Origin of the sequence: Nocardioides flavus (ex Wang et al. 2016) (genome assembly GCF_014653115.1) — a bacterium.
GTDB classification, from domain to species: Bacteria; Actinomycetota; Actinomycetes; order Propionibacteriales; family Nocardioidaceae; genus Nocardioides; species Nocardioides flavus.
In genome coordinates, this window is record NZ_BNAD01000001.1 from 234,834 (window position 1) to 261,476 (window position 26,643).

Below are 26,643 nucleotides of genomic sequence, written 5' to 3' on the forward strand. Positions count from 1 at the left end.
TCGTGACAGTCGCTGCGCGACCTCCTCAACCAGCGGCGCGGGCGGATGACAGGATGGGCCGGTGAGCTCGGGGACCGCGCAGGAGTTCCGCTTCCGCGACATCTGGCTCGTGGCCTACGGACCCTCGATCGTCTCGGCGGTCGGGCACGGCGCGATCATGCCGGTGCTCGCCCTGCGGGCACGCGACCTCGGCGCCGACGTCAGCACCGCCGCCGCGATCGTCGCGCTCACCGGCGTCGGCATGCTGCTGGCGAGCCTGCCCGCGGGCGCGCTGGTCGCCCGGATCGGCGAGCGGCGCGCGCTGGTGGCGACGGGCTTCGTCGACGCTGCCGCGATGGCGTTCGCCGCGCTCACCGACACCGTCCTCGGGTTGGCGTTCGGCGTGCTGCTGAGCGGCGTGTGCTGGACGCTGTTCCTCATCGCCCGGCAGGGCTTCATGATCGACGTCGTCCCGGCCACCCACCGGGCGCGGGCTATGTCGCTGCTCGGCGGGTCCTACCGCGTCGGCGTGCTCGTCGGCCCCCTCATCGGCGCCGGGCTCATCGCACTGACCGACCTCACGAGCGTCTTCTGGCTCGGCGCGGCGATGTCGGTCCTCGCCTCGCTCCTGGCCGCCACCATGCCCGACCTCGGCCACGAGAAGCGGGCGGCGGCACGGGCGAGCGGCCACCTGGGGGTCTGGACGGTCATCGCCTCGCATCGCCGGCTGCTGGCGACGCTCGGCACCGCGGTGGTCATCCTCGGCATGAGCCGCTCGTTGCGGCTGAGCCTGCTCCCGCTGTGGGCCGACCACATCGGCCTGTCGGCCTCCACCACGTCACTGATCTTCGCGGGCGCCGCCGCCCTCGACGTGGCGTTCATGTGGCCGGGCGGCTGGCTGATGGACACCCGCGGCCGGATGGTCGTCGCCGTCCCGGTGGTGCTGTCGATGGCCGTGGCGTGCCTGCTGCTGCCGCTCGCGACCAGCGCGTGGTCGGTCGCGCTGGTCATGGCGCTCATCGCCTGCGGCAACGGCCTCGGATCGGGCATCGTGATGACGCTCGGAGCGGACGCGGCCCCCGAGGAGGGACGACCGCAGTTCCTCGGCGCCTGGCGCCTGTGCGGCGACATCGGCAACACCGGCGGCCCACTGCTGGTCAGCGCGATCGCCGCGACCGCACCACTGGCCACGGCGTGCCTGATCGTCGGCGGGCTCGGTCTCGCCGGCGCCGGCTGGGTCGGGTTCTGGACGCGCCGGGTGGACCGGGCGCGGCTCGCGCTCAGCCGACCGTCACCGTGATCTCGTTGGAGATCATCTCCGAGTCGGTGTCGACCACGCGGAACTTGTTGGGCCCGATGCGGCCGGTGTTGATGTACGTGGCGAACGTGCCGCCGCTGACCGACATGGTCACCGGGAAGTCCGACCAGGCACCGTTCTCGAAGCGCTGCACCTGCAGGACCGCGCCCTCGCCGCCCTGATAGGTCCCGGTCAGGTCGATCTGCTGCATCGGGCTGACCGACTGCTGCGTCGCGGAGAGCGAGATGGCCGTCGCGGGGGCCTCCGACGTCGTCTCCGTGCCGGGCTCCGGCTGCACCGGCTCCTCCGGGGCCGCCTCGGTGGCGGTGTCGGTCGGCTTCGGCAGCCGGAAGGTCGCCTCGGCGGTGGTGTCGCCGCCGTCCGAGGACGTCTCGCCGATCCCGGTGGCCCTGACTCCCGCGAGGACGCCGAGACCACCCAGCAGGCCGATCGCCACGGCGACGCCGACCAGCGCGACGAGGCCGGTCAGCACGGGACGGTTCTCGGTGTCCATGTCGGGGAGGGACCTTTCGGCGGCGAGCAGGGCGCAGCCATTGTCCAAGACGGGCGCGCGGGGGCCAAGTCACCCGACCGGCGGCGGTGCGTCCCACCCCGCGTCAGACAGGATGGGCGCATGCAGTCACCGTTGCGACACGGCAGGGCAGCCATCGGCACCACGATTGCCGGAGGTGCGCTCGCCGCGCTGTCCCAGGCGCCCGAGCGCGCCTCCCGACTCCTGCGCCACCGCTACCCGACGGTGGCGGTGACCGGCATGACCGGTGTCGGCAAGACCCGCCTCGCCGACCGGCTGTCCCGCCGCGCGAGCGCCGAGGCCGCCGCCGAGGCGCCCGAGGTGGGCTCGGCGGTGATGGAGCGGCGTACGCGTCGCAACGCCCGGCTCCGCGGCTACCGCTTCCGCGTCGTCCCCGGCGAGAACGCCGCCACGCGCCTCGGCGCGCTCGACGAGGTCTTCCACGACGAGCCGGTCGACGGCGTGCTGCACGTGGTGGCCAACGGCTACGCCACCCCACGTCGTACGGGCGGCACCAGCGGCGCCGGGGTCGCCTCCCGCGAGGAACAGCTCGCCGCCGAGCTCGAGGACTGGGCGATCACCGCCCACCGCATCGCGAGCATGGCCGTACGCCGCGACCGCCCGACGTGGCTGGTCGTCGCTGTGACCAAGGCCGACCTCTTCGCCGACGACATCGACGCGGCCGTTCGCTACTACTCCCCCGGCAGCGGCTCGCCGTTCGGCGACAAGCTCGACGAGCTCCGCGCGCTCGCCGGCGGCGCCCGGCTCTCGATCGACGTGCTCCCGGTGTGCGCGCAGGGCGGAGGCAGGAAGGCCGCCGACGGCCGGCTGTCCGACAGGGCCTGCACCGACCTGCTCAACAAGCTCGAGCTGCGGATGGCGCAGCTCAGCGGCCACGTCTGAGCACCGTCCCCCCGCGCCCCGTCGGCCCCCGGCGGTAGTTAGGGACGTTCTGGTAGGCCTGCGGGGGTCCCGACCTACCAGAACGTCCCTAACTAGCCCATCCCCGCGCGGGCCGGGCGCAGTGTCCACAGGCCCGCCGCCGGCGGTTTCGGCCCTCCTGCCGCGGGCATGAGGTCGCCATGAGGCCGATCACGATCAACCAGCGGGCGCTGCGGGCCGCCCGGGACGAGCTCGACGCCGCACGCGAGGAGCTGCGGGCCGCGCTCGGCGAGGTCGACCACCCCGCCGACGACTTCCCGTGGCGCGACCTGCTGGTCGAGGGCGTGCGCGGCCTCGTCGACGACGCCGAGCTGGTCGCCCGCCGGTGCCGCGCCGTGGCAGGCGCCGTCGACGACTCGGTCCTCGACTTCGACGAGCTCGACCTCATGGTCGGCCGTGCTGCCGCGGCGGTCGCCCGGTTGGACGGGGTGGCACGGTGACCCGGGTCGCGATCGACCACGTCGAGGCACGGGAGGACGGGCTGCGGTTCGGTGACCCGATCGGCTGTCGCTACCACTGGGTCGAGCCGGGCGAGGTCGACGCCTACGGCGACTCCGTACGCCGCCTCGCCGCCAGGGTCGAGCTCGCGGTCGACGCGTTCGAGCGGACCTCCACCCTGTCCGAGGAGGTCTTCGCCGGGGAGGCCGCCGACACGCTGCGCGAGCGGGCCGCCCGCCGCCACGAGGAGTCGGCGACCGTCTGCGACGACCTGCGCGGTCTCGGTCGCGCGATCAACGACTGGTCCGACGTCCTGCGCCGCCACCGCGACGGCCTCGAGCAGCTCCACGCCTTCGCGACGAGCACGGACCTCGACGTCCGCGACCACCGCATCTGGCCGCCCGTGGAGACACTGCCCCGCGACGCCACCGCGCGGCAGGCCGACGCGTGGCAGGCGGACTGGCGGGCCTACCGTGCCTGCTTCGAGGCGCGGGTCGAGCTGCGCGACGCCCGCCGCGACGGCAGCCGCGCGCTGCTCGCGGCGCTCGCCGACCACGCCGGCGTGCAGCCCGACGAGGACCGGCAGAAGCACGTCGCCGCCACCGCCGACCAGGTGAGGTTCGGCGACCTGCGACGCGAGGCGGCCGAGGAGGCGATGGAGGCCGTCGAGGCCGGCGCCGCCGCGGAGGCCGCGCGCAGCACCGTCGCGGCGCTCGAGCGCCGCGAGCAGGGCGCGCTCGACAGCCTCGAGGAGCTCGTCCTGGCCGAGGCCCCCCACGAGGAGATCGCGGCACAGTCCGCCAAGGTGCAGGCGCTGCTCCGCGAGCTCACCGAGGCCCGGGTCGAGGCGCGCGAGGCCGAGTCGGTCGCGGACCGCGAGCAGGCCCAGGCCGACCGCGCCGCCCGCAGCCTCGAGGCAGGCGCCATCAGGAGCCGGCTGGGCTGACCTCGACCACCTCGTGCCGCGGGATCGTGCTCGCGCGGCGCGCGGAGCAGGTCAGCTGGTGGGCGTCCTCGCCGGGCACCCGGCGCACGACGACGTCGCACGCGCCGAGCCCGCTCACCTCGCACCGCACCGTGGTCAGGTCGCCGTCCGTGCGTACGCGTCGGACCAGCACGTCGTCGAGGCCCGTCAGCCCGTGCTGGCGGCGCAGCGCGATGTCGGCGGCCTGCGCGGCCATCGGCAGGTCGGAGCGACCGCGGAAGTGCTCGAGCAGCAGCTCCCCCGCCGCCGTCGCGTCGGCGACCGCGCGTGCGGACTCGGGGCCGAGGCCGCCGTGGTAGAGCCCGCGCGGCAGCACGACGAGGTTGCCGGCGAACCGGTCGCCGCCGACATGGGAGCTCTCCCACGTCGCGTCGGCGTGGGACCCGTCGGCGAGCGCCAGCGCCACTGGGCGCCCGAGCTCGGCGCAGCAGGCGTCGTGCCGCCCGTGGGTGCACACGGCGAGCAGCGGGTCGGTCGAGGGCTCGAGTCCCATGCTGCGCCCGGCACCGAGGCCGGCGAGGTCGAGCGAGCGCACGTCCTCGACGTCGTCGAGCAGTGTCGTCTCCAGCCACGACGCGGGACCTGCGGCGCGGGCGGCGACCACACGTACGGGTCCCGCGCCGGCGTGACGTCCGGGGCGCCGGACCAGCAGCACCCGCACCCGGTGCCGGCGCGCCTGCTCCCGCAGGTGCTCGCCGAGCCCGTCGGGCAGGCGGGCGTCGCGCAGCGCGTCGACACCCCACGGCCCGGCGTGCTCGACGAGGAGGAAGCTGCGGACCGTCGAGGCCGTGCCGGCGAGCTCGTCGCCGCGCTCACGACTCGCGACCGCGCAGCGGAACCCGGTCACCGCACGACCTCGAGCAGCCCCTCCCGGACGAGGCGCCGACACAGGACCAGCGCGCTCTCCAGGTCGAACGCGGCGTCGAGCAGGGCGAGGTCGGCAGGTGTCAGCTCGAGGTGGTCCGCCACGTGCTCGAGCGCCGGGCGGACCCTCGCCGGGACCCGGAGGGCGCGGTCGCCGATCAGCACGCGGACGGTGTCCCCGTCGTCGACCAGCTCGCACGGGTGGCCGCGACGGCGTCGGAGCCGGGTGTCGGGCGCGATGCCGGTCGCCAGCGCGTCCCGGTCGAGCAGGGCCCCGGCCAGGCGCGGTGGCCGTCCGGCGAGGAACGCTTGCGCCTGCGCGGTCGCGAGGACCGCGGGGTCGAGGCGGCGTACGGCGTCGGCGACCCCGACCAGGTGCTCGCCCAGACCCTCGGCGAGCCGGAGGGGGTCGGCGAGGTAGCCGGCGGGGAGGTGCTCGTCGGGCACCTCCGCGAGCAACCGGCCGACCTCGCGGGTCAGCAGGCTGCGCCAGGTGAGCTGGTTGACCCCGATCGTCAGGTGCAGCGAGACCGACTCCTGTGCGCGAGCCGCGTGGGGAGTGCCGGTCGGGAGGTAGGCGACGACGCCGGGCTCGAGGAGCAGGTCGCCGGGGCCGCCCTCGCCGTGGACCTCCCACATCTTGGTGCCGTGGGTCTGCAGGACGAAGACGTCGTGCGAGTCGGAGTGGACCGCGAAGCCCTGGGCGCCGGGCGGCGTCAGGTAGGCGTTGGCCTGGCAGGGGTGGCCGAGCTCGAGCTCGAGCTCGGCGACCAGGTGGCCGACGGGCGACCAGTAGCGCTGCAGGCCCTGGAGCACGATCGTGGCCCCCTCGTCGTGGAGCCGCAGGAGCTTGACCGGGTCGACCAGCCCGGTGAGCGGCTTGCCGGCGAGGCTGCCGCCACGGGTGAACGAGGACTCCGGCAGCACCGCGCCGTCGCGGGCGACGCGCACCGCGGGCGTACGGATCGCGGTCTCGGTCAGCAGGTGGTCGACGTGCGCCAGCGACAGGACCTCCGCGCCGAGGGCGGGGTCGGTGCGGTGCACGTGGACCGACGACGCCCAGACCTTGTCGACGAAGGCCTGGGCGTCACCGGTGAGCCGGTCGAGAGCGCTCAGAGCGCGGTCCCGTCGGTGCCGTCGGCGTCCGTGGAGTCGCCGTCGGTGGCGTCGGTCGAGTCACCGTCGGTGCCGTCCGCGTCCGCGCCGTCCGCGCCGTCCGCGTCGGTGCCGTCGGCGTCCGTGGAGTCGCCGTCGGTGGCGTCGGTCGAGTCACCGTCGCTGCCGTCCGCGTCCGCCCCGTCGGCCGGGGGCCCGCCGCCACGCCGGTCGGGTCGACGCCCTCGGTCGTCATCTCGTCGTCGCCGAGCGGGTTGCCGGGAGTCGTCATGGTTCCTCCTCGCTGTGCCGCGACGGACGGTCCGCCCCGGGAAGTGGTGTCGAGTCTGGTGTCGCCGGCACCACGCTCCCACACCCCTGGGGACGGGGACAGGGTCGCCTCGGTCCCGGTCGGGCATCGTCCTCTCAGCGCGCGGGGCGCACCTCGTAGCGGGTGGTCGCCTTGACCTTGTCGTCGCCGCAGGACTGGCGGCGGGCCGGGCCTGGCACGGCGACGACCTCGTCGTCCATGTCGCCCCCCGTGAGGACGTACAGCTCGCGCACCTGCTCGACGCCCGGGCGACCGGCTCGCCCGCGGGTCACCTCGACCGGCACCTCGCCGCGCGCCACGGCCGCGCAGGCGGCGAGGGCGTTGGTCGTGCCGAGGCGGCCCAGCGTCAGCCCGCTGGGCAGCGCGAGCAGCGTGCCGGAGAACCGGTGACCACCGAGGTGGGTCGTCTCCCAGGTCGCATCGGGCCACTCCTCCGCGATCAACCGCGCGACCGGACGACCGATCTCGGCGCAGCACCGGTCGCGCTTGCCGTTGGTGCACACCAGCCAGAGCGGGCCGTCGTACGCCGACAGGGCCCCGGGGTCGGTGAGGTCGAGGTCGAGGAGGTCCTCGGGCCGGTCCAGCACGGTGCCGCGCACGACGTACCCGTCCGGGGTCGCGGTGGCGCGGAAGACCCGGGTGCCGGGTCCGGCGCTGCCGTCGCAGCGGCGCAGCAGGAGCACCTTGAGGTCGAGGGAGGCGAGGTGCGCGCGGACGACGTCGGGCAGCCGGTTGTCGGCGACGGCGTCGCGTCCCCACGGCCCCGGGCACTCGACGAGCAGGAGCTCGGGGTCGGTGGGCGCCGTGCCGGCGATCGGCTCGTCGTCGGTGAGGCTGGCGAGGGAGCAGCGGAAGCCGGGAGCGGGGTCGGTCACCCTGGAAGTCTGACGGACGAGCAGCTGCGGCTCAGAGCAGCCCGCGCCGGCGCGCCACGGCGACGGCCTCGGTGCGCGAGGCGGCGTCGAGCTTGGCGAGGACGTTGGAGACGTGGACCGAGACGGTCTTCGTGCTGATGAACAGCTGCTTGCCGATCTCACCGTTGGTGCGGCCCTCGGCGACCAGGGCGAGGACCTCGGACTCGCGCGGGGTCAGCACGACCTCGTCACCGGCCGAGGGCGGCGACGGCGCGGACCCCTGCGCGGTGAGCTCGGCGAGCATCGGTCGGGCGCCGATCGCGTGCGCCGCCTCGCGGGCCAGGTCGGCCACCTTGCGCGCAACAGCTGCGGCGTCACCGGTGGCGCGCAGGACGCCGGCGAGGCGTACGCGGACCTGGGCGAGCTCGGGGACGCTGCCGTAGGCGACGGCCGTCTCCTCGGCGGCACGCCAGGCGTCGACGAGCTCGTCGGCACGGGGCGGCTCGACCTGCGCGAGCCACCGCCAGCGGAGGTGCTCGGCCGTGCGTCGTGCCACCCACATGCGGTACTCCGGGCCGTGGCTCCCGTCGTAGGGGGCGTAGAAGTCGATCACCCGGGCGCCGTCGGCCATCATCCGGTCGACGCCTGCGGCGGCCGCGGCCCGCTCGTCCGACGACTGGCGGGGCGCCGCCGCGGCGAAGGCGCCGACCACGAGCGTGGACAGCCGGAGCCGCGCCTGGAACCACTCGTGCCAGAGGGGCACGACGCTGGCGACCACGTCGTCGTAGACCTTCCTCGCACCGGCGGCGTCGCCCGCGGCGGTGGCGCGCATCAGCTCGGCGCTGCCGGACACGATGGCGGTCAGGCCGTCGGTGCCCCAGTAGTCGCGCAGCCGCTCCAGTGCCCGGCTGTGGGTGTCGCCGCGGATGCCGATCGTGATGAGCATCTGCTGGGCGAAGAAGAGCCACTCGAACACCATGGGCGGGTTCTGCCCGGTCACGTCGAGGAGCTCCCAGGCCTCGTCGAGCCGCCCCTGGTGGGTGAGCGCGACCGCGAGCAGCAGGCGGGCCTCGGCCGCGTAGGGCGACCAGGTCATGCCACCGACCTCGCTGCGCGCGAGCACCTCGCCATAGACCTCGATGGCCGCGTCGAGGTCGCCGTCGTCCTGGTGCAGGCGGCCGAGGAGGTAGAGGGCGCGCAGCTCGGGCTCGATCAGGCCGGCCCGGCGCGCCCGGTCGGCGGCCGCCCGCCAGCCGGCCGCTGGGCTGGTGCCCGCGGACGGGTCGAGCCCGGCGATCGTGGCGTGCAGCTCGACCGCCAGGCTGGTGAGGTCGTGGCGCTCGGCGAGCTCCAGCGCCTGCAGCGCGATGCTCCGCGCCTCGTCGGCGTGCCAGCCGCTCAGGCTCCGCGCCTGGACGAGCAGGGCGCGGGCGAGCAGCTTGGGTGGTGCGTCGCGCAGCAGCTCCACAGCCTCGGCGGCGGTCTCCGTCGGCGACTCGGTGGTGTCGGTGAGCATCAGCGCCGAGGCGAGGGCGGTCAGGAGCTGCCCGCGGTCGGTCCGGGGGGCGTCGGCCGGCAGCGTCGCCAGGCGGGCCCGCAGCACCTTGACCGCCTTGGGCACGCGGCCAGAGGCCACCAGCGCGTCCGCGCACCGGCGGGCGAGCGCGTGCGAGTCGATGTCGGCGACCGGCGTGCGCGTGGTGTCGAGGAGCTCGAGCGCGTCGAGGAAGTGGGTGGCCGCCTCGGACGGTCCGCCGACAGCGAGCGCCTCCTCACCGGCTTCGATCGAGGCACGGATCGCGACGGGTCGGTCGTCGGCGCGGCGGGCGTGCTGGGCGAGCTCGGCAGCGGTGCCGACCGCACGTCCCTCCGCCAGCGCCGCGACGAAGTCGGCGTGCAGCCGCATCCGCTCGCCCGGGAGCAGGTCGTCGTAGACCGCCTCCCCCAGCAACGCGTGGCGGAAGGCGTACGTCCCGCCGCGGGAGGCGACGAGGACGTGCGCGTCGACGGCGGTGCGCAGGGCGGCCTCGAGCTCGGCGGCACCGAGGTGGGACACCGCCGCGAGCAGGGCGTGGCTCACCTGCCGGCCGGCGACCGAGACGATCCGCACGACCTGCCGGGTGGTCTCGTCGAGGCGGTCGAGGTGCACGAGGAGGACGTCGGCGAGCTCACCCGGGACCTGACCCGACCAGGCCGCACCGACGAGCTCCTCGACGAAGAACGGGTTGCCCTCGGCCCGGTCGACGATCGAGACGTACTCCGCCTCGGACATCGTCGTCGGGTGCAGCGCGCGGACGAGGCGGCGCACGGCGTCGTCGGTCAACGGCTCGAGCTGGAGGCGGTCGACGCCCCGCAGGCGCATCCACTCCGCGACCTGGCGGCGCAGCGGATGGCGCCGGTGGAGGTCGTCGACGCGGTAGGACACGACGAGCGAGACCCCCGGCACCGGGCGGGAGAACAGGAAGCTCAGCATGTCGCGGGTCGACTCGTCGGCCCAGTGGGCGTCCTCGACCACAAGGAGCAGCGGCGCCTGCTCGGCGACGGCGGAGAGGAGGTCGCCGAACGCGTCGTAGACGTTGCCCCGGTCGAGGGCCTGGTCGCCGGAGGTGGTCTCGCTGCTGAGGATGCGACGCCCGGGCTGCAGCCGCGCGAGCGTGGGGTGCTGCTCGAGCACGCGGGCCGCGACGTCGGGGTGGTCGGCCACCACCCGACCGAGGACCTCGGAGAAGGGGAGGTAGGGCAGCGAGGAGTCAGCGAGGTCGAGGCAGTGGCCCACGACGACCTGCCAGCCGGCCCCGAGCGCGGCGTCGCACAGCGCCGTCAGCACCCGGGTCTTGCCGACGCCGGCGTCGCCGGCGAGGAGCATCGCGCGCGCGGTCGGCTCGCCGTCGCGGTCACCCCCGGACGTGCGAATGCCGAGCTGGGCGGTCAGCTGCTCCAGCTCGGCATCGCGTCCGATGAGATCGGTGGTCCGCAGGGCCGGCACGGACGACATTGTGTCCTGCCGGTCCGACATGTGCGGGCCGATCGCGGTGCGGGTCACTTCCGGGTGTCGCCGGCGCGGACACGGGTCCAGCGGCGGGTGCCGTAGTCCTTCCGGATCCTGTCCTGTCGGTAGGCGATCTCGGCACCCAGGAAGCTGTCGGTGGTGAACATGTGCTTCTCCTCTTCTCCACGGTCCTCCGTGGACCGTGGGTAGAGAGTCCGTCCATGAGGTAGGCCGGGACATCGGGCGCGTGCCCTATCTGCCGGTGCCCGGCTACCTCAGATCGGCGGGTGGGCGGCGTACGGCTGGCGTCTGAGGTAGGTCGGGGGCGGTTGGTCCGCCGGGACCGTCCCCTTGGCGGGGGTAGTCCAGTGAGCTCCTGCTGCCGGCGGCGGGTAGTCCAGTGGCGAGATGTCGTACGTAAGCCTCCGCGGCAGCATTTCGACACTGGACTACCCCAGCCGGGTCGGCGGCGGCGGCGGGCGGTCCACCGGGGGACGGCGGCCCGGCGGGGTCCTGACGACCCTTTGCCGGTGGACTACGCCCGGGCGCCGACGACCGGACGGCCGGCCTGCCACACCCCGGCGACCAGGGGGACGCCGGGGCGGTAGGCCAGGTGGACGTACGACGGCGCGTCGAGGAGGACGAGGTCGGCGGCCTTGCCGGGCGCGAGGACGCCGATGTCGTCGCGGTCGAGGGCGGCGGCACCGGTCGCGGTGGCGGCGTGCAGCGCCTCGGCGGGGCTCATCCGCATCTCGCGCACCGCCAGGGCGATGCACAGCGCCATCGATGAGGTGAAGCACGAGCCGGGGTTGCAGTCGCTGGCCAGCGCTATCCGTACGCCCGCGTCGAGCAGGCCACGCGCGTCGGGGTAGGGCTGCCGGGTGGAGAACTCCACCCCGGGCAGCAGGGTCGCGACGGTGCCGCTGGAGGCGAGCGCGTCCACGTCGGCGTCGGTGAGGTAGGTGCAGTGGTCGACCGCGACGAGGCCGAGCTCGCAGGCCAGCCGCACGCCCCCGCCGTACGTCAGCTGGTTGGCGTGGAGCCGTCCGCGCAGGCCGCTGTCGGTGCCCGCCTGCAGGATGGTGCGCGCCTGGTCGACGTCGAAGGCGCCGTCCTCGCAGAACACGTCGATCCACCGGGCGTGCGGCGCTGCCGCCGCGAGCATGGGGCCGGTGACCAGGGCGACGTAGTCCTCGGGGGTCGTGCCGTCGGGGACGACGTGGGCGCCGAGGAACGTGGTCTCGTCGGTGAACTGAGCGGCCACCGCGAGACTGCGTGCCTCGTCGTGGACCGACAACCCGTAGCCGCTCTTGATCTCGACGGAGGTGGTGCCCTGGGCCCGCATCTCGGAGACGAGCCGGGCGACGTGGGAGGTGAGCTGCTCGTCGGTGGCGGCCCGCGTGGCGGCGACCGTGGTGCGGATGCCGCCGGCGGTGTAGGGCCGGCCGGTCATCCGCGCCTCGAACTCGGTCGACCGGTCGCCGGCGAAGACGAGGTGGCTGTGGGAGTCGACGAATCCCGGGACGACCGCACGCCCGCCAGCGTCGACCTGGACGTCGGCGGCGGGGGCGTCGGCGGCGGGGCCGACCCAGGCAATCCGGCGGCCCTCGACCACGACGGCCGCGTCGGCGACCAGCCCGAGGAGTCCGCCCCGCTCGGCGCGAGCGGGGTCGTTGGTCACCAGCTCGCCGATGCCCGTGATGACAGTGGTGCTCACACGTCCTCCCAGATGCGGCTCAGCACGTCGTCCAGCTCGCGCCCGATCGCGGTGCGGTCGTCGTCCTCGACGACCCACCTGCCGTCGGCCATGACGCGGCGTACGTCCTCGGCGGCGGCGGCGAACACGACGGTGTTCTCGTCGCGCCCGGTCCCGGCCGTGCGCGCGGACGCCGGGTCGAGGACGACCAGGTCGGCACGCTGCCCAACGGCGATCGCTCCGGCGTCGTCCCAGCCGAGCGAGGCGTGCCCGTCGGTCGTGGCGGCGGTGAGCAGCTCGGTCGCCGACCAGTGCCCGCGCTGCCGGGTGGCGAGCCGCTCGTCGAGCTCGACGGCGCGCATCTCCTCGTAGGGGTCGATGACCGCGTGGCTGTCGGAGCCCAGCGTGAGCCGCGCGCCGGCGTCGTGGAGCGCGCGCGACGGGCCGATGCCGTCGCCCAGGTCGCGCTCGGTCGTCGGGCAGAACGAGGCGTACGCGCCGGCGCCGCCGATGAGGGCGACGTCGTCGTCGGTCAGGTGCGTGGCGTGCACGAGCGTCGTCGAGCCGCGCAGCAGGCCGTGGTCGGCGACGAGCCGCGCAGGCGTGACGCCGTACGCCTCGAGGCAGGCGGCGTTCTCGGCGACCTGCTCCGAGAGGTGCGCGTGGAACGGGCGGTCGCCGACCCACGGCGCCACGGCGCCAAGGTCGTCGGCGGGCACGGCCCTCACGGAGTGCACCGCGGCTCCGACCTGCGCGTGGGGCGCGACGCGGAGACCGTCCACCCGCTCGATCCACTTCTCGACCGACCCGTCGCTGTAGCGCACCTGCGCGCCCTCGGGCGCCGCGCCGAAGCCGGAGGAGAGGTAGAGCGTGTCGAGCAGCGTGATCCGGATCCCGGCCTGCCGGGCGGCCTCGAGGAGCACCTCGCCCATCTCGTTGGCGTCCGCGTATGGCGTCCCGTCGGGCTGGTGGTGGAGGTAGTGGAACTCGCCGACGCAGGTGATCCCGGCCGCGGCCATCTCACGGTAGGTCGCCCGCGCGAGGGCCAGGTAGGTGTCGGGGTCGAGCCGCGCGGCGACCGCGTACATCTGGTCGCGCCACGTCCAGAAGGTGCCGCGCCCGCGCTGGGTGCGGCCGCGCAGCGCACGGTGGAAGGCGTGGCTGTGGGTGTTGGCGAGGCCCGGCACGACCAGGCCCCGGACCGGGATCGCGCGCGGCGGGTCGCTGTCGGGGGTCACCGAGGTGAACCGACCGTCCTCGACCTCGACGAGCACGTCGTCGGCGAACCAGTCGCCCAGCCAGGCCCGTTCGAGGAGGTAGGCGGTCATGCGCCCGCCAGCTCGGCCAGCACGTCGGCGAGGGCGTCGACACCGGCCAGGCAGTCGGCAGTCTCGGCGTGCTCGTCGGGCGAGTGGGAGACGCCGGTCGGGTTGCGGACGAAGACCATCGCGGTCGGGATGCCTGCGTCGGACAGGATGCCGGCGTCGTGGCCCGCCTGGGTCGGGATGACGGGCCAGTCGCCGAGCGCGGCCAGCCGCGCTGCCAGGTCGGGGTCGAAGGCGACCGACCCGGAGACGGACTCCGCGGTGACGGTGAGCGCGGTGCCGTCGCGACCCGCGCGGTCGTCGGCCTGCCGCTCGATCGCCGCGACCAGCTCGGCGAGGGCGTCGTCGGACGAGGCGCGGGCGTCGAGCCAGGCGGTGACGAGGGAGGGGACGGCGTTGGTGCCGTTGGGCTCGACCGCGATCCGCCCGAAGGTGGCCCGCTGCCCGGACAGCCGGGCCTGCTTGTTGGCGGCGAGGGCGGTCATCGCGTAGGTCAGCATCGGGTCGCGCCGGTCCTCCATGCGCGTGGTGCCCGCGTGGTTGGCCTCACCGGCGAAGTCGAAGCGCCAGCGCCCGTGCGGCCAGATCTCGCTGGCCAGCCCGACGGCGACCTCACGGTCGACGAGGTCGCGCCCCTGCTCGACGTGCAGCTCGACGAAGGTGCCGACCCGGTCGAGGGACAGCAGCCCGGCCGACGGGTCGAGCCCGGCCGCCTCGACGGCGTCGGCGAGGAAGACCCCGTCGCGGTCGCGCAGCTCGCGGGCGGCGTCCCAGGTCGTCGCGCCGGTGGCCAGCCGGGAGCCGAGGCACGCGCGACCGAACCGAGAGCCCTCCTCCTCGACGAAGACGCCGATCCCGAGCGGCCGCACCGGCTCGAAGCCACGCTCGCGCAGCCGGTCGACCGCGGCCAGCGCCGACACCACGCCCAACGGCCCGTCGTACGCCCCGCCGTCGAGGACGGAGTCGAGGTGGGAGCCGGTCAGCACACCCGAGCCGCCCGAGGTGCCCGCGGGCTCCCACCAGGCGACCTGGTTGCCGATGCCGTCCGTCTCGACCGCCAGCCCGCGTGCGGCGCACTCCTCCATGAACCAGTGCCGCAGCTCGGTCTCGGCCGACGTCCACGGCTGGCGGTGGTAGCCGCCCGACGTCGCCGACCGGCCGACCGGTGCGAGGTCGCGCCACATCTGCTCGAAGTCGTGGGTCGCGGCCATGCGACCAGTCCACCGGGACCGGCCGGCGGGGTCAACGAGCGCACAGGGCGAGTCGTCTCGGATCCGAGACCGCCATGATGGGGCCATGGAGTTCCGCGAGGTCGTCCGCCGCCGCCGCATGGTGCGCCGCTACGCCGACACCCCGGTGGACCCGGCCGTCGTAGACCGGATGCTCGAGCACGCCCAGCGCGCCCCCAACGCCGGCTTCACGCAGGGGTGGGCGTTCCTGGTGCTCGACACTGCTGCCGACGTCGCGCTGTTCTGGGAGTCCACCGGAGCCGCCCCCGGCGCCCGCAACGCCTGGGTCGACGGGATGCGCACGGCACCGGTGGTGATCGTCCCGCTGGCGAGCAGGGACGCCTACCTCGACCGCTACGCGCAGCCGGACAAGGGCTGGACCGACCGCAGCGAGGACCGCTGGCCCGTCCCCTACTGGTTCGTCGACGCCGGCATGGCGTCCCTGCTCATCCTCCAGACGTCCGTCGACGAGGGCCTCGGGGCCTGCTTCTTCGGCATCCCGGGCGAGCACGTCGAGACCTTCCGGCAGGCGTTCGGCGTCCCCGACACCCACGCGCCGGTCGGTGCGATCACCGTCGGCCACCGCGTCGCCGACACGGGTGCGCCGGGGTCACCGTCGCGGCGCGAGCGGCGTACGGACGTCGTGCACCGCGGGCGCTGGTGAGCGCAGCGGCTCGAGCGCGGCACGCACCTGGTGGAGCGGCGGTCAGGCCGTCGGCCCTCGCCGACGCAGCTTTCGGCGACCGCCCGACGGGGTCGTCGTAGGCCACCCCTTTTGGTGGCGGCACATCGCACGCAACCAGCGTCCCAAGTCGCAATCTGCCGCCACCCCGGAAGCGCGGACACTGTGGTGCCAGCCTGGGGTGCCGGGGCGGGGTACGCCCGACCCTCAGCGCATCGGACGAGGGGCGTGGGACGCGGCGATGACGCTGTCGTCGCTCGGCATCAGGAACCACAGCACCGGGTAGACCAGGAACTGGCTGCCCGGCAGCACCATCAGGAGCACGAGGAAGAACAGCCGCGAGACCCATGGCCCGAGGCCGAAGCGGCGCCCGATGCCGGCGCAGACACCGCCCAGGATGCCCCGGTCCGAGGAGCGTACGAAGCCCTGCCGGGCGAGGGCGGCGCGGACGTTGTCCATGGGTGGTCCTCCGTGTCGGGTCCGATCGTCAGGTGCGGTCGGTGCTGCCTCCAGCGTGCCTCGCCCCCGGTCTCCGCGCCATGGGGATCTCCCCCGGTCCCACCCCGAGGTGTGGCCCGGCCTCCGGGCCCGACCTAGGCTGGGAGCACGGAGGTGATCGTGATGCCGGAGCACGAGCGCGACGAACGCACCGGGCGCTCCGCCGCGGCCGCCCGGATCGCCCAACAGGCCAGCTGGGTCGACCTGCAGGTGCGCCAGGCGATGGAGCGCGGTGATTTCGACGACCTGCCCGGACAGGGCAAGCCGATCGAGGACCTCGGCGCCGAGCACGACCCCGACTGGTGGGTGAAGAAGCTCGTCGAGCGGGAGAACATCGCCCTCCTGCCGCCCGCCATCGCGCTGCGCAAGGAGGACGCCGAGCTCGACGACCGGCTCGACGCGATCACCGTCGAGCGCGAGGTGCGCCGCGAGCTCGAGGACTTCAACAAGCGCGTCGTGGAGACCCGGCGCCAGCTGCAGGGCGGTCCGCCGGTGATCACGCCGACGCGCGACGTGGACGCCGAGGTCGAGGCCTGGACGCGCCGGCGTACGACCCGGATCGAGGCGCAGCGCGCGGCTCGCGCCGCTGCCGAGCCGGCACCACGCACCCGGTCCGGGTGGTGGCGCAGGCGTGCGCGCTGAGCGTACGGGCCGGTGGTGGCGCGAGACATGCGTCATATCCACCCCCGCCTGCGCGGCGGTAGTTTGCGCACCATGACGAGACCCGCCAAGGACTTCTTCGCGCCCCTCGCCGTCGGTGCTCCTGCTCCGCCGCGTGAGATCCCGGCCCGCCCCAGCCGCGCCATCCACTTCTTCGATCCGGGCAACGAGAAGATGGCGGCCAAGGTCCCCGACATGGTCGGCACCGTCGACGTCCTGCTCGGGAACCTCGAGGACGCCGTCAAGGCGGAGAACAAGGAGAAGTCGCGCCAGGGCCTGGTCGACATCGGGAAGGCGACCGACTTCGGGCCCACCCAGTTCTGGACGCGGATCAACTCGCTCGACAGCCCGTGGGTCCTCGACGACCTCACCACGCTCGTCCCCGCCATCGGCGACAAGCTCGACGTGATCATGGTGCCGAAGGTCCAAGGCGCCGAGGACATCCACTACGTCGACCGCCTGCTCGCCCAGCTCGAGGCCAAGGCCGGCCTCACCCGGCCGATCCTCGTTCACGCGATCCTCGAGACCGCCCGCGGCGTGGCCAACATCGAGGAGATCTGCGCGGCCAGCCCGCGCATGCAGGGCCTCTCGCTCGGCCCGGCCGACCTCGCCGCCGACCGCCGCATGAAGACCACCCGCGTGGGCGGCGGCCACCCCGGCTACCTCGTCCGCCAGGACCCGCAGCGCGACGACCTCGGCGTGCCGCAGTACGACGCCCAGCGCACGACGTACCAGCAGGACCTGTGGCACTACACGATCGCCCGCATGGTCGACGCGTGCGCGATGCACGGGATCTACCCCTACTACGGGCCGTTCGGCGACATCAAGGACACGGTCGCGTGCGAGGACCAGTTCCGCAACGCGTTCCTCCTCGGCTGCGTCGGGGCGTGGAGCCTGCACCCGGTTCAGATCAAGATCGCCAACAAGGTCTTCTCCCCCAGCGTCGAGGACGTCGCGCACGCCCGGCGGGTCATCGCCGCCATGGGCGACGGCACCGGCGCGGTGATGATCGACGGCAAGATGGAGGACGACGCCTCGGTCAAGCAGTGCCAGGTGATGGTCGCCCTCGCCGACGAGCTCGCCGCGATCGATCCGGAGCTCAAGGAGCAGTACGACGCGATCGAGGTGTCCGATGTCTGAGTTCACCCCCCTCCGCTCCGTCCTCTACATGCCCAGCTCCAACGAGCGGGCGCTGGAGAAGGCGAAGTCCATCGCCTGCGACGGCCTGATCCTCGACCTCGAGGACGCCGTCGCCCCCGACGCCAAGCCCGCCGCTCGCGAGGCGGCGGCCGCCGCGGCCGCCGGCGGCGAGTACGGCCGGCGTACGGTCACCATCCGCGTCAACGGCATCGGCACCGAGTGGCACGACGCCGACATCGTCGCCGCGAGCCAGGCCGGGCCGGCCGCGATCGTGGTGCCCAAGGTCGACAGCGCCGAGCAGGTCGGGCAGCTCGTGACCGCGATGGAGAAGGCCGGCGCCCCCGACCACACGATGCTGTGGGCGATGGTCGAGACGCCCGTCGCGATCCTGTCCGCGCTCGAGATCGCCCGCGCCTCGCAGCGCCTCGGCGCCTTCGTCATCGGCACGAACGACCTCGTCAAGGAGCTGTACGCCGAGCACGTCCCCGGCCGCGCCCCGATCCTGCCCAGCCTGCACACCGCCCTCCTCGCCGGCCGCGCCGCCGGCATCGCGGTGATCGACGGCGTCTACAACGACGTCAAGGACACCGAGGGCTTCCTCGCCGAGTGCGAGCAGGGACGCCAGATGGGCTTCGACGGCAAGACCCTCATCCACCCCGGCCAGGTCGAGGGCGCCAACGCGGCCTTCGCCCCGAGCGAGCAGGCCGTCGAGGACGCGCGCGGCCTCGTCGCGGCCTGGGAGGAGGGCAAGGGCGCCGGAGTCGTGACCCACAACGGCAAGATGGTGGAGAACCTGCACGTCGAGTCGGCGCGCCGGACCCTCCAGATCCACGAGGCGATCCTGGCGCTGGGCAGCGACTGACCGCTGCCGTCCCACCCCCTTGGACAGAGGATGGACAAATCTTCACCCGCAGGGGGGATCCCGGCTTTCCAAAGCCCCCCGCGGGCGGCAGAGTGAGGCGACCGCAGCCCACCGTGGGCCGGCCGCATCACCTAGGAGGCACACCCCATGATTGTCCTCGGACTGATCCTGCTCATCCTCGGGCTCCTGCTGCCCCAGAGCATCCTGACCACCATCGGCATCATCCTGATCGTCGTCGGCCTGGTCCTCAACTTCGTCCCGATCGGGGGCTCCAGCCGTCGGGTCTGGTAGCACTGAGTGCCTGCATCGGGCCCCGGACACCGCTGGTGTCCGGGGCCCGACTGCGTGACGGGAGCGGGTCAGGCGCTCTCGCTCCCGCGGCGGAATCGGTCGTTGAGCCAGGTGCTGGCCGTCCCCATCCACCCGGCCAGGTCGTGGACCAGCCGGCCGAGGGTGTCCTGGGTCCGCTCGAAGGCCAGCGCATAGCTCGCGGCAGCCTCCTGCGCGGCGTCGCTCACCGAGGCGCTGTCGTCGTCGGCGCGGCGCGGGTAGTCGCCGCCGAGGATCGCGGTGTAGGCGCCGGAGTCAGTCCAGCGCCGCAGCTCGGTGGCGCGCACCACGGCGAAGGGGTGGCTCTGCTGCTGGAGCAGCGAGAGCTTGATGAGCGACTCGCGCACGTCGCCGCCCTCGTCGTACTCCGCCCCCTGCGAGAGGAACGAGGTGACGTCGAGCTCCTCGAGGGTCCCGCCGCTGGCGAGCTTCATGTGCGTGCGCAGCGCCGCCGTCGGGTCCTGGCTGGCCAGCAGTCCGGCGCGGTCGGCCGACAGCTCGGCCTTGCGCGACCACTCCAACAGTCCGACGGTGACCATCCGGATGCCGATGGCGCCGCCGGGGATCGCGTTGAGCAGGCCCCCGAGCCCGAGCAGGCGCATCAAGAGCGTGCGATAGATGGCGTGGCCGCTGATGGCGTGGCCGAGCTCGTGACCGATGACGAAGCGCAGCTCGTCGTCGTCGAGGTGGTGCACGAGGCCCGACGACAGCACGATGACCGGCCGGTCCATCCCGATCGTCATCGCACCGAGCGTGGGGTCGGCCTGGACGTACATCTCCGGCAGGTCGGTGGCGTCGAGGCTCTGCCCGACCTCGGCAAGCAGCCGGTGCAGCCGTGCGAACTGCCGCTCGTCGACGCGTACGGCCGACCCGAGCAGCGTGAGGCGCCACGCCCGCTCCCGGAAGACCCCCGACATGGTCTTCAGCAGCACGTCGAAGCCCTTGAGCTTGCGCAGCGCGACCAGCGCGCCCTTGTCGGCGGGGTGCTCCCACGCCCGCGAGCTGATGTCCGTCAGCACGACGCGCGAGCGCGCCGGCCTCTTCTCCCCCGATGCCATGGGGGGATCCTGACGCATGCGACCACCGGCTGTCGCCGGTTCGGGCCCACGACGGCGAATTCGGGTGCCGATCAGTCGCCCCGCGACCATCATTCTCGGCATGGCCGGCCCGCAGCGCACCCACCACGTCGCCCTCGTCCGCGACGACGCCGTCCTGCTGGCCGCTGACGGGTCGCTGCCGCGCTTCGTGCAGGACCTCGAGGACGACGACGGGCCCGACCCCACGGCGTACGCCACCACCCTGGCCGGGCCCGGGGTGCACCTGGCGCCGGTCGTGACGCTGCCTCCGGAGGACTCCGACGACCGGCCCGACCGGCTGCACGTCCTCGCCCTGCGTGGCGCTGCACCCGCGGGTGCCGTGTGGCGACGGGCCGACGACCTGCCCGAGCCGTGGCGCTCGCCGGTCCGGCTGGCTCTCGAGCAGTACGCCGGCGTGGCCCCTCCGCGACGTCCGGACTGGTTCCGCCCGGGCTGGCACGACCGCGTCGAGGCGTGGGTGGACCGGCAGCTGTCCGCGACCGGTCGCCGGCGCACCGGTCCGCTCCGTACGCACCGGGTCTGGAGCATCTCGGCGGTCCTCGAGGTCCCGACGGACCGCGGGGCGCTGTGGTTCAAGGCGTGCTGCGACCACTTCGTCGCCGAGGCGGCCATCGTGCACCGCCTCGCCCGGCGCATCGGCGAGCTCGTGCCCGGGCTGGTCGCGACCGACGACGAGGCCGGCTGGCTGCTCATGGAGCCTCTGCGTGGCGCGGCCGACAGCGACCGGGCCGAGGGCGCGGTCGACGCGGCCGCACCTGCGTGGGCGCGGGCCCAGGTGGCGGCACTCGACTGGCTCGACGAGCTGCGCGCTGCGGGCTGCCCCGAGCGGGGACTGGAGGCGACGCTCGAGGGGTGGCGCGCCGTCCTGGCCACCAGTCCCGAGCTGGCCCGGCTCACCGACGCCGAGCGGCAGGAGCTGCCGGCCGCCACCGCGCGCGCCGAGGCGCTGGTGCGCGAGCTGTCGGCCTGCGGGATCCCCGACACCCTCTCCCACGGCGACCTGCACCCCGGCAACGTCGCCTACGACGGGAGCGAGGTGCGGATCTTCGACTGGACGGACGGCTGCGTGAGCCACCCGTTCCTCGACGGCAGCCACCTGGCGCGCGTGCTCGACTGGTACGGCACCGGCGAGGGCGAGGCGGAACGGGTGCTGCAGGCGTACGCCGGTCCGTGGCGCGACGCGTTCCCGGACGCCGACGTCGACCGCGCGCTCGAGCTCGCGCCGCTGGCCGACCTGGTCTTCCAGAGCGTCACCTTCGCCCAGATCGCGGCGGCGGCCGAGGACGGCGTCGGCGACTTCGAGGGGGTCGTGCTGCGGTTCACGCGCGAGGTGATCGCACGGGTGCGGTGACCGCTCGCGCGTGTCGGACGACCACAACCTGACCTTGGGCCACGTGGTCACACGTGGCTCCGGCCGCAACGCCTGCTTCTGGTCGTCCGGCGCGCCGGAAGCCCCGATCGGGGGCCAGATGCGCCCCACGTGCGGCGGCGAGCTGGCCGTCAGCCCTCGCGCATCGGCACCCGTACGCCGCGCTCCTCCGCGACCTCGATCGCGCGCTCGTAGCCCGCGTCGACGTGGCGGATCACGCCCATGCCCGGGTCGTTGGTCAGCACCCGCTCGATCTTCTCCGCGGCGAGCTCGGTGCCGTCGGCGACCGTCACCTGGCCGGCGTGGAGCGAGCGGCCGATGCCGACGCCGCCGCCGTGGTGGAACGACACCCACGTCGCGCCCGACGCCGTGTTGACCAGGGCGTTGAGGATGGCCCAGTCGGCGATGGCGTCGGAGCCGTCGAGCATGGCCTCGGTCTCCCGGTAGGGCGAGGCGACCGATCCGCAGTCGAGGTGGTCGCGCCCGATCACGATCGGCGCCGACAGCTCGCCACTGGCGACCATCTCGTTGAACCGGGCGCCCGCCTTCGCGCGGTCGCCGTAGCCCAGCCAGCAGATGCGCGCCGGCAGGCCCTGGAACTGCACGCGCTCGGCCGCCATGTCGAGCCACGTGTGGAGGCGGGCGTACTCCGGCTTCTCGTCGGCCGGGAAGAGCTCCTTGATCGCCCGGTCGGTCGCGGCGATGTCGGCGGGGTCGCCGGACAGCGCGGCCCAGCGGAAGGGGCCCTTGCCCTCGCAGAAGAGCGGGCGGATGTAGGCGGGGACGAAGCCGGGGAACTCGAACGCGCGGTCGTAGCCGCCCTTTCGGGCCTCGTCACGGATGGAGTTGCCGTAGTCGAAGACCTCGGCGCCGGCGTCCTGGAGCTCGACCATCGCGCGGACGTGGGTCGCCATCGACTCCTGGGCGCGCTTGGTGAAGCCGCGGGGGTCCTGCGTGCGCTCGCGGTCCCAGTCCTCGAACGCCGTGTCGGCAGGCAGGTAGTAGAGCGGGTCGTGCGCCGACGTCTGGTCGGTGACGATGTCGACGAGGGGACCGTCACCGGCGTCGACCCGCGCGAGGTGGCGCTCGAGCAGCTCGGGCAGCACCACGGCGGCGTTGCCCAGCAGGCCGATCGAGAGGCCCCGTCGCTCGTCGCGCGCCTGCAGCGCCAGCTCGACCGCGTGGTCGAGGTCGCGGGCCTGGACGTCGAGGTAGCGGGTCTCGAGGCGACGGTCGATGCGGTGCTGGTCGCACTCGACGCAGATCGCGACGCCGTCGTTCATGGTGACCGCCAGCGGCTGCGCGCCGCCCATCCCGCCGAGCCCGGCGGTGACCGTGATCGTGCCGGCCAGCGTCCCGCCGAACTTCTTGTCCGCGACCGCGGCGAAGGTCTCGAAGGTGCCCTGGAGGATGCCCTGGGTGCCGATGTAGATCCACGAGCCGGCGGTCATCTGGCCGTACATCGTCAGGCCGAGGTCCTCGAGCCGGCGGAACTCCTCCCAGTCGGCCCAGTCGCCGACGAGGTTGGAGTTGGCGATCAGCACCCGCGGCGCCCACTGGTGGGTGCGCATGATGCCGACCGGCTTGCCGGACTGCACGAGCAGCGTCTCGTCGTCCTCGAGGTCGCGCAGGGAGCGGACGATGGCGTCGTACGCCTCCCAGCTGCGCGCCGCCTTGCCGGTGCCGCCGTAGACGACGAGGTCGGCGGGGTTCTCGGCGTTGTCGGGGTCGAGGTTGTTCATCAGCATCCGCAGCGGCGCCTCGGTCTGCCACGACTTCGCGGTCAGCGCGGTGCCGGTGGCGGCGTGGATGGGCAGGCGGGGGTTGGTCTCGGCGTTCACTTCAGTTCTCCGATCACGGACTCGGCGGCGGCGAGGACCGCGCCGGACTGGACGAGGCCGACGGCGGCCTCGATCTCGGGCGAGAGATGGCGGTCGGGGCCGGGGCCTGCGACGCCGTTGCTGCGGAGCAGGTCGACGACCGCACCGGTGGCGGGCGACGGCGTGAGCGGCGCCCGCAGGTCGAGGGCGCGGGCCGCGGTGAGGACCTCCACGGCCACGACGCGGGACAGGCCGTCGACGGAGCGGCGCAGCTTGCGAGCGGCGCTCCACCCCATCGACACGTGGTCCTCCTGCATGGCGCTGGAGGGGATCGAGTCCACGGACGCCGGGACGGCGAGACGCTTGAGCTCGGACACGATCGCGGCCTGGGTGTACTGGGCGATCATGTGTCCACTGTCGACACCGGGGTCGTCGGCCAGGAACGGGGGCAGCCCGTGGTTGCGGGCCTTGTCGAGGAACCGGTCGGTGCGCCGCTCGCTGATCGAGGCCACGTCGGCAGCGACGATCGCGAGGAAGTCGAGGACGTAGGCGACCGGCGCCCCGTGGAAGTTGCCGTTGGACTCGACGCTGTCGCCCATCACGACCGGGTTGTCGACCGCACTGGCCAGTTCGCGGCCCGCGACGGTCGCGGCGTGCTCGACGGTGTCGCGGGCGGCGCCGTGCACCTGCGGCGAGCAGCGCAGGGAGTAGGCGTCCTGCACGCGGTTGCAGTCGCCGGTGCGGTGCGAGGCCACGATCGCCGAGCCGGCCATGAGGGCGGTCAGGTTCGCCGCCGACAGCGCCTGGCCGGGGTGCGGCCGGATGGCCTGCAGCTCGGGGGCGAAGACCCGGTCGGTGCCGAGCTGGCCCTCGACGCTCATCGCGGCCGCGACGTCGGCGGTGCGCAGCAGCATCCGCAGGTCGGCGATCGCCATGACGAGCATGCCGAGCATCCCGTCGGTGCCGTTGATCAGGGCGAGGCCCTCCTTGGCACCGAGCTCGACCGGGGCGAGGCCGGCCGCGGCGAGCGCCTCTGATGCGGGGAGGAGCCGGCCGGAGGCGTCGCGTACGTCGCCCTCACCCATCAGCGCGAGCGCGCAGTGCGACAGCGGCGCGAGGTCACCGGAGCAGCCGAGCGAGCCGTACTCGTGCACCACGGGCGTGATGCCGTGGGAGAGCAGGTCGGCCATCAGCTGCGCGGTCTCGCGGCGGATGCCGGTGCGTCCGGTCGCCAGGGTCGAGAGTCGCAGCAGCATGAGCGCGCGGACCACCTCGCGCTCGACCTCGGGCCCCGAGCCGGCGGCGTGCGAGCGTACGAGAGAGCGCTGGAGCTGGGCACGCATCTCGGTCGGGATGTGCCGTGTGGCGAGTGCACCGAAGCCGGTGCTGACGCCGTAGGTCGGGGTCTCGCCCGCGGCCAGCGCCTCGACGACGCCGCGCGCCCGGTCGATGGCCGTCAACGCCTCGGGCGTCAGCTCGACCGGTGCGCCGCCGCGGGCGACCCGGACGACGTCGTCGAACGAGACGGGGCCGACGCCCACGCCGACCTCGGTGCGGATGGACTGGATGCTCTGCATGACTTCATGAAACTCCCGCGGCCCGACGTCCCACCAGACGCTCCCGCCTCCTTCGGTCTGGAATACGAGACTTCCCCCGTTCGGGTGAAGACGCTGGACAGCACCGACAGTGGTGCCAGACTGGGCACTCCCCTGTCGTAGGAGACCCACGTGACCACGCTCATCATCGTCATCGTCATCGCCGCCGTCGTGCTCGGCGGTGCCGCGTTCTTCGCCCAGCGCAAGAAGCGCGAGTCCGAGATCGCGCAGGCAGAGGCCGTCCGCGCCCAGGCCGCCAGCCAGGCACAGAGCACCCTGCCCGAGGCGCAGGACCGGGCCGCCGAGGCCGAGGCCCGCGCCGCGGAGGCCCGCGCGGCCGCCGAGCGCGCCGAGGCCGAGGCCCGGGCCGCGGAGGTGGAGGCCTCGCACGCCGAGGCCGAGCACGAGGCGCAGGTGCGTGACGCCGACCGCCTCGACCCGCGCGTGGACCACAAGGCCGACGACTACGAGCCCCAGGTCGCCGGCACCGCCGACCAGCAGCCCACCCCGCCCTCGGAGGTCAACACCGAGCCGGAGCCGGCTGCCGCAGCGCCCGCGCAGACCGACACACCCACCGACACCCCCACCGGGACCGACGCGCCGACAGCCACGCGTGCGACCGACCAGAGCCCGCAGCTGCCCCGTCGCACGCCGGGCGCCCAGGAGATGCCGGGCAGGCCGATCGAGCGCACGGACGACGGCGGCGGGTGGTTCAGCAAGGACTCCGACAAGTCCTGACGGGTCCACACCGGTGAGCCAGGTCCCGGCGGCGACCCGCACGCTGCGGGTGCTCCGGTTCCTCGCGACACAGGCCGACCCGGTCCCGCTCGACCGGATCGTGCGGGCGTGCGAGCTGCCGCGCAGCACGGCCTACCACCTGCTCAACACGATGATCGACGAGGGCTTCGTCGTGCACCTGCCCGACGAGCACCGCTACGGCCTCGGCGTCGCCGCCTTCGAGGTGGGCAGCGGCTTCACGCGCCAGGAGCCGCTCGCCCGCCTCGCCCGCAGGCCCCTCGCCGAGCTCGTCGACCGTACGGGGCACGGCGCGCACCTGGCGGTGCTGCACGGGCGCGACGTGCTCTACGTGGTCGAGGAACGCGCCCCGGGGCGACCGCCGCTGGTCACCGACGTCGGCGTACGCCTGCCGGCCCACCTCACCGCGTCGGGGCGCGCCATCCTGGCCGCGCTGCCGGCGAGCCAGGTGCGCGCGCTCTATCCCGACCGGTCCGCGTTCGTCGACCGCCACGGCAAGGGGCCCACCTCCCTCAGCGCCCTGCGTACGGTCCTGTCCGCCACGCGGCAGCGCGGCCACGCCACCGAGGAGGGCGAGGTGACGCCCGGGCTGCGCAGCGTCGCCGCGGCGGTGCTCGACCACAACGGGCACCCGGTGGCCGGCGTCGCGGTGACGTTCCCGGGCGAGGTCGGGACCGCCGACGCGCGCGTGGTGGCGGAGGTGAAGGCCACCGCCGAGCGGCTGACGCGCCGGGTCAGCGGCGGCGCACGAGTCGTGCGTTGACGATGATGCGGGTGCGGTAGACGCCGGTCAGGTCGTTGCGGTCCCCGCAGGTGATGAGCACGAGCCGGGGCTTGCCGCGGTCGCTGAAGAGACCGGCGACGGCCTGGCGCGACATCCCCGTCACCTTGCGGACGCGGGTCACCTCGAAGCGGTTCTCACCCACGACGACGATGTTGCCCGGGCGCAGCCTGCCGAGGTTGTCGAAGACGCCGGGGCCCTTGGACCAGGTGTGGCCGGCGAGCACGGCGCTTCCCTGCTGGCCGGGGAGGACGCCGTGCTTCCAGCGGTAGACGTCACGGACGCTGCGGCCGATCGCGAGGTGTCCCGCCTTCGTCACCCCGACGGGGATGATCCCCGCGTTGACGCCGATCGCCGGGATCGAGAGGCGTCCGAGCGCGGCCTCGCGCTCGACGGTCGTCACCGGGCCGGCACCGGCCGGCGCGGACCCCAGACCGACGGCCACGACGAGAGCGGCCAGGACGGCCACGACCAACCTGCGCATCCGACACCCCTCG

General features: G+C 74.0%; 26 protein-coding genes. 12 read left to right on the top strand and 14 right to left on the bottom strand.

What is annotated here, in order from left to right; translation table 11 throughout:
• Positions 1-61 precede the first annotated feature (61 nt).
• Positions 62-1,279, top strand: a complete 1,218-nt coding sequence (locus tag IE200_RS01155) for an MFS transporter (RefSeq protein ID WP_229855940.1) — start codon at positions 62-64, stop codon at positions 1,277-1,279.
• On the opposite strand, the gene IE200_RS01160 is transcribed toward IE200_RS01155, so the two are convergent.
• Positions 1,260-1,790 carry a hypothetical protein gene (locus IE200_RS01160; RefSeq protein ID WP_191277523.1) on the bottom strand — a complete coding sequence of 177 codons (531 nt, stop codon included), beginning with the start codon at positions 1,788-1,790 and terminating at the stop codon, positions 1,260-1,262. The two genes, IE200_RS01155 and IE200_RS01160, sit on opposite strands and share 20 nt — an antisense overlap.
• A 120-nt stretch (positions 1,791-1,910) precedes the next feature.
• Here IE200_RS01160 and IE200_RS01165 point away from each other — a divergent pair, with 120 nt between their 5' ends.
• From IE200_RS01165 to IE200_RS01175, 3 genes are all read left to right on the top strand, one after another.
• Entirely contained in the window at positions 1,911-2,711 is an 801-nt protein-coding gene (locus IE200_RS01165; protein WP_191277524.1) for a hypothetical protein, read from the top strand.
• Positions 2,712-2,890: 179 nt separating this feature from the next.
• Positions 2,891-3,190: a hypothetical protein gene (locus IE200_RS01170; protein WP_191277525.1), complete on the top strand. Its 300-nt coding sequence runs from the start codon at positions 2,891-2,893 to the stop codon at positions 3,188-3,190.
• Positions 3,187-4,134 carry a hypothetical protein gene (locus tag IE200_RS01175; protein WP_191277526.1) on the top strand — a complete coding sequence of 316 codons (948 nt, stop codon included), beginning with the start codon at positions 3,187-3,189 and terminating at the stop codon, positions 4,132-4,134. Before IE200_RS01170 ends, IE200_RS01175 begins: the two co-directional genes overlap by 4 nt.
• On the opposite strand, the gene IE200_RS01180 is transcribed toward IE200_RS01175, so the two are convergent.
• The 8 genes from IE200_RS01180 to IE200_RS01215 form a co-directional block, all read right to left on the bottom strand.
• On the bottom strand, positions 4,115-5,020 hold the full coding sequence (locus IE200_RS01180) for a sucrase ferredoxin (protein ID WP_191277527.1): 906 nt from the start codon (positions 5,018-5,020) through the stop codon (positions 4,115-4,117). The genes IE200_RS01175 and IE200_RS01180 overlap by 20 nt on opposite strands.
• Positions 5,017-6,081 carry a cupin domain-containing protein gene (locus IE200_RS01185; protein ID WP_229855941.1) on the bottom strand — a complete coding sequence of 355 codons (1,065 nt, stop codon included), beginning with the start codon at positions 6,079-6,081 and terminating at the stop codon, positions 5,017-5,019. The genes IE200_RS01180 and IE200_RS01185 overlap by 4 nt, the downstream gene beginning before the upstream one ends.
• A 68-nt stretch (positions 6,082-6,149) precedes the next feature.
• Entirely contained in the window at positions 6,150-6,551 is a 402-nt protein-coding gene (locus IE200_RS01190; protein WP_191277528.1) for a hypothetical protein, read from the bottom strand.
• A gap of 7 nt (positions 6,552-6,558) precedes the next feature.
• Positions 6,559-7,338: a sucrase ferredoxin gene (locus IE200_RS01195; protein ID WP_191277529.1), complete on the bottom strand. Its 780-nt coding sequence runs from the start codon at positions 7,336-7,338 to the stop codon at positions 6,559-6,561.
• Positions 7,339-7,369: 31 nt separating this feature from the next.
• Positions 7,370-10,303, bottom strand: a complete 2,934-nt coding sequence (locus IE200_RS01200) for a helix-turn-helix transcriptional regulator (RefSeq protein WP_191277530.1) — start codon at positions 10,301-10,303, stop codon at positions 7,370-7,372.
• A gap of 538 nt (positions 10,304-10,841) precedes the next feature.
• Positions 10,842-12,023, bottom strand: a complete 1,182-nt coding sequence (gene hutI / locus IE200_RS01205) for an imidazolonepropionase (protein WP_191277531.1) — start codon at positions 12,021-12,023, stop codon at positions 10,842-10,844.
• Positions 12,020-13,330 (bottom strand): formimidoylglutamate deiminase, encoded by a 1,311-nt coding sequence (locus tag IE200_RS01210; protein WP_191277532.1) that lies wholly within the window; start codon positions 13,328-13,330, stop codon positions 12,020-12,022. The genes hutI and IE200_RS01210 overlap by 4 nt, the downstream gene beginning before the upstream one ends.
• Complete coding sequence (locus IE200_RS01215; RefSeq protein WP_229855942.1) at positions 13,327-14,538, bottom strand: allantoate amidohydrolase; 1,212 nt, start codon at positions 14,536-14,538, stop codon at positions 13,327-13,329. The genes IE200_RS01210 and IE200_RS01215 overlap by 4 nt, the downstream gene beginning before the upstream one ends.
• 85 nt (positions 14,539-14,623) lie before the next feature.
• Between IE200_RS01215 and IE200_RS01220 the strand changes: the two genes are divergently transcribed.
• Complete coding sequence (locus IE200_RS01220; protein WP_191277533.1) at positions 14,624-15,220, top strand: nitroreductase family protein; 597 nt, start codon at positions 14,624-14,626, stop codon at positions 15,218-15,220.
• A 225-nt stretch (positions 15,221-15,445) separates the two neighbouring features.
• Here the strand turns inward: IE200_RS01220 and IE200_RS01225 are convergent, their stop codons facing one another.
• Positions 15,446-15,697, bottom strand: coding sequence for a PspC domain-containing protein (locus IE200_RS01225; protein ID WP_191277534.1), 252 nt, complete (start codon positions 15,695-15,697; stop codon positions 15,446-15,448).
• Between the two features lie 162 nt (positions 15,698-15,859).
• On the opposite strand from IE200_RS01225, the gene IE200_RS01230 reads away from it, so the two are divergent.
• The 4 genes from IE200_RS01230 (at position 15,860) to IE200_RS01245 (ending at position 18,689) form a co-directional block, all read left to right on the top strand.
• Complete coding sequence (locus tag IE200_RS01230) at positions 15,860-16,378, top strand: DnaJ family domain-containing protein (RefSeq protein ID WP_191277535.1); 519 nt, start codon at positions 15,860-15,862, stop codon at positions 16,376-16,378.
• Positions 16,379-16,450: 72 nt separating this feature from the next.
• Complete coding sequence (locus IE200_RS01235) at positions 16,451-17,536, top strand: HpcH/HpaI aldolase/citrate lyase family protein (RefSeq protein WP_191277536.1); 1,086 nt, start codon at positions 16,451-16,453, stop codon at positions 17,534-17,536.
• Positions 17,529-18,398 carry an HpcH/HpaI aldolase/citrate lyase family protein gene (locus IE200_RS01240; protein ID WP_191277537.1) on the top strand — a complete coding sequence of 290 codons (870 nt, stop codon included), beginning with the start codon at positions 17,529-17,531 and terminating at the stop codon, positions 18,396-18,398. Before IE200_RS01235 ends, IE200_RS01240 begins: the two co-directional genes overlap by 8 nt.
• 147 nt (positions 18,399-18,545) lie before the next feature.
• On the top strand, positions 18,546-18,689 hold the full coding sequence (locus IE200_RS01245; protein ID WP_165355940.1) for a hypothetical protein: 144 nt from the start codon (positions 18,546-18,548) through the stop codon (positions 18,687-18,689).
• Positions 18,690-18,757: 68 nt separating this feature from the next.
• On the opposite strand, the gene IE200_RS01250 is transcribed toward IE200_RS01245, so the two are convergent.
• Entirely contained in the window at positions 18,758-19,786 is a 1,029-nt protein-coding gene (locus tag IE200_RS01250) for a M48 family metallopeptidase (RefSeq protein ID WP_191277538.1), read from the bottom strand.
• A gap of 100 nt (positions 19,787-19,886) precedes the next feature.
• Here IE200_RS01250 and IE200_RS01255 point away from each other — a divergent pair, with 100 nt between their 5' ends.
• Positions 19,887-21,176: an aminoglycoside phosphotransferase family protein gene (locus tag IE200_RS01255; RefSeq protein WP_191277539.1), complete on the top strand. Its 1,290-nt coding sequence runs from the start codon at positions 19,887-19,889 to the stop codon at positions 21,174-21,176.
• Between the two features lie 149 nt (positions 21,177-21,325).
• On the opposite strand, the gene hutU is transcribed toward IE200_RS01255, so the two are convergent.
• Together hutU and hutH are read right to left on the bottom strand one after the other, a co-directional pair.
• Complete coding sequence (hutU, locus tag IE200_RS01260; protein WP_191277540.1) at positions 21,326-23,035, bottom strand: urocanate hydratase; 1,710 nt, start codon at positions 23,033-23,035, stop codon at positions 21,326-21,328.
• Complete coding sequence (hutH, locus tag IE200_RS01265) at positions 23,032-24,591, bottom strand: histidine ammonia-lyase (RefSeq protein ID WP_191277541.1); 1,560 nt, start codon at positions 24,589-24,591, stop codon at positions 23,032-23,034. The genes hutU and hutH overlap by 4 nt, the downstream gene beginning before the upstream one ends.
• A gap of 150 nt (positions 24,592-24,741) precedes the next feature.
• On the opposite strand from hutH, the gene IE200_RS01270 reads away from it, so the two are divergent.
• The gene (locus tag IE200_RS01270; protein ID WP_191277542.1) at positions 24,742-25,347 is read left to right on the top strand and encodes a hypothetical protein; all 606 of its coding nucleotides are present in this window, start codon (positions 24,742-24,744) and stop codon (positions 25,345-25,347) included.
• Between the two features lie 13 nt (positions 25,348-25,360).
• Positions 25,361-26,128 (top strand): IclR family transcriptional regulator, encoded by a 768-nt coding sequence (locus tag IE200_RS01275; RefSeq protein ID WP_191277543.1) that lies wholly within the window; start codon positions 25,361-25,363, stop codon positions 26,126-26,128.
• On the opposite strand, the gene IE200_RS01280 is transcribed toward IE200_RS01275, so the two are convergent.
• Positions 26,100-26,630 (bottom strand): class F sortase, encoded by a 531-nt coding sequence (locus IE200_RS01280; protein ID WP_191277544.1) that lies wholly within the window; start codon positions 26,628-26,630, stop codon positions 26,100-26,102. The genes IE200_RS01275 and IE200_RS01280 overlap by 29 nt on opposite strands.
• Positions 26,631-26,643: the final 13 nt, after the last annotated feature.

What these genes read in the sequence shown, in the direction of transcription:
- IE200_RS01160 (WP_191277523.1), bottom strand. Translation starts at nt 1,790, where the DNA reads ATGGACACCGAGAACCGTCCCGTGCTGACCGGCCTCGTCGCGCTGGTC.
- IE200_RS01165 (WP_191277524.1), top strand. Translation starts at nt 1,911, where the DNA reads ATGCAGTCACCGTTGCGACACGGCAGGGCAGCCATCGGCACCACGATT.
- IE200_RS01170 (WP_191277525.1), top strand. Translation starts at nt 2,891, where the DNA reads ATGAGGCCGATCACGATCAACCAGCGGGCGCTGCGGGCCGCCCGGGAC.
- IE200_RS01190 (WP_191277528.1), bottom strand. Translation starts at nt 6,551, where the DNA reads ATGCCCGACCGGGACCGAGGCGACCCTGTCCCCGTCCCCAGGGGTGTG.
- IE200_RS01210 (WP_191277532.1), bottom strand. Translation starts at nt 13,330, where the DNA reads ATGACCGCCTACCTCCTCGAACGGGCCTGGCTGGGCGACTGGTTCGCC.
- IE200_RS01215 (WP_229855942.1), bottom strand. Translation starts at nt 14,538, where the DNA reads ATGGCCGCGACCCACGACTTCGAGCAGATGTGGCGCGACCTCGCACCG.
- IE200_RS01220 (WP_191277533.1), top strand. Translation starts at nt 14,624, where the DNA reads ATGGAGTTCCGCGAGGTCGTCCGCCGCCGCCGCATGGTGCGCCGCTAC.
- IE200_RS01225 (WP_191277534.1), bottom strand. Translation starts at nt 15,697, where the DNA reads ATGGACAACGTCCGCGCCGCCCTCGCCCGGCAGGGCTTCGTACGCTCC.
- IE200_RS01230 (WP_191277535.1), top strand. Translation starts at nt 15,860, where the DNA reads ATGCCGGAGCACGAGCGCGACGAACGCACCGGGCGCTCCGCCGCGGCC.
- IE200_RS01235 (WP_191277536.1), top strand. Translation starts at nt 16,451, where the DNA reads ATGACGAGACCCGCCAAGGACTTCTTCGCGCCCCTCGCCGTCGGTGCT.
- IE200_RS01240 (WP_191277537.1), top strand. Translation starts at nt 17,529, where the DNA reads ATGTCTGAGTTCACCCCCCTCCGCTCCGTCCTCTACATGCCCAGCTCC.
- IE200_RS01245 (WP_165355940.1), top strand. Translation starts at nt 18,546, where the DNA reads ATGATTGTCCTCGGACTGATCCTGCTCATCCTCGGGCTCCTGCTGCCC.
- IE200_RS01250 (WP_191277538.1), bottom strand. Translation starts at nt 19,786, where the DNA reads ATGGCATCGGGGGAGAAGAGGCCGGCGCGCTCGCGCGTCGTGCTGACG.
- IE200_RS01255 (WP_191277539.1), top strand. Translation starts at nt 19,887, where the DNA reads ATGGCCGGCCCGCAGCGCACCCACCACGTCGCCCTCGTCCGCGACGAC.
- hutH (WP_191277541.1), bottom strand. Translation starts at nt 24,591, where the DNA reads ATGCAGAGCATCCAGTCCATCCGCACCGAGGTCGGCGTGGGCGTCGGC.
- IE200_RS01280 (WP_191277544.1), bottom strand. Translation starts at nt 26,630, where the DNA reads ATGCGCAGGTTGGTCGTGGCCGTCCTGGCCGCTCTCGTCGTGGCCGTC.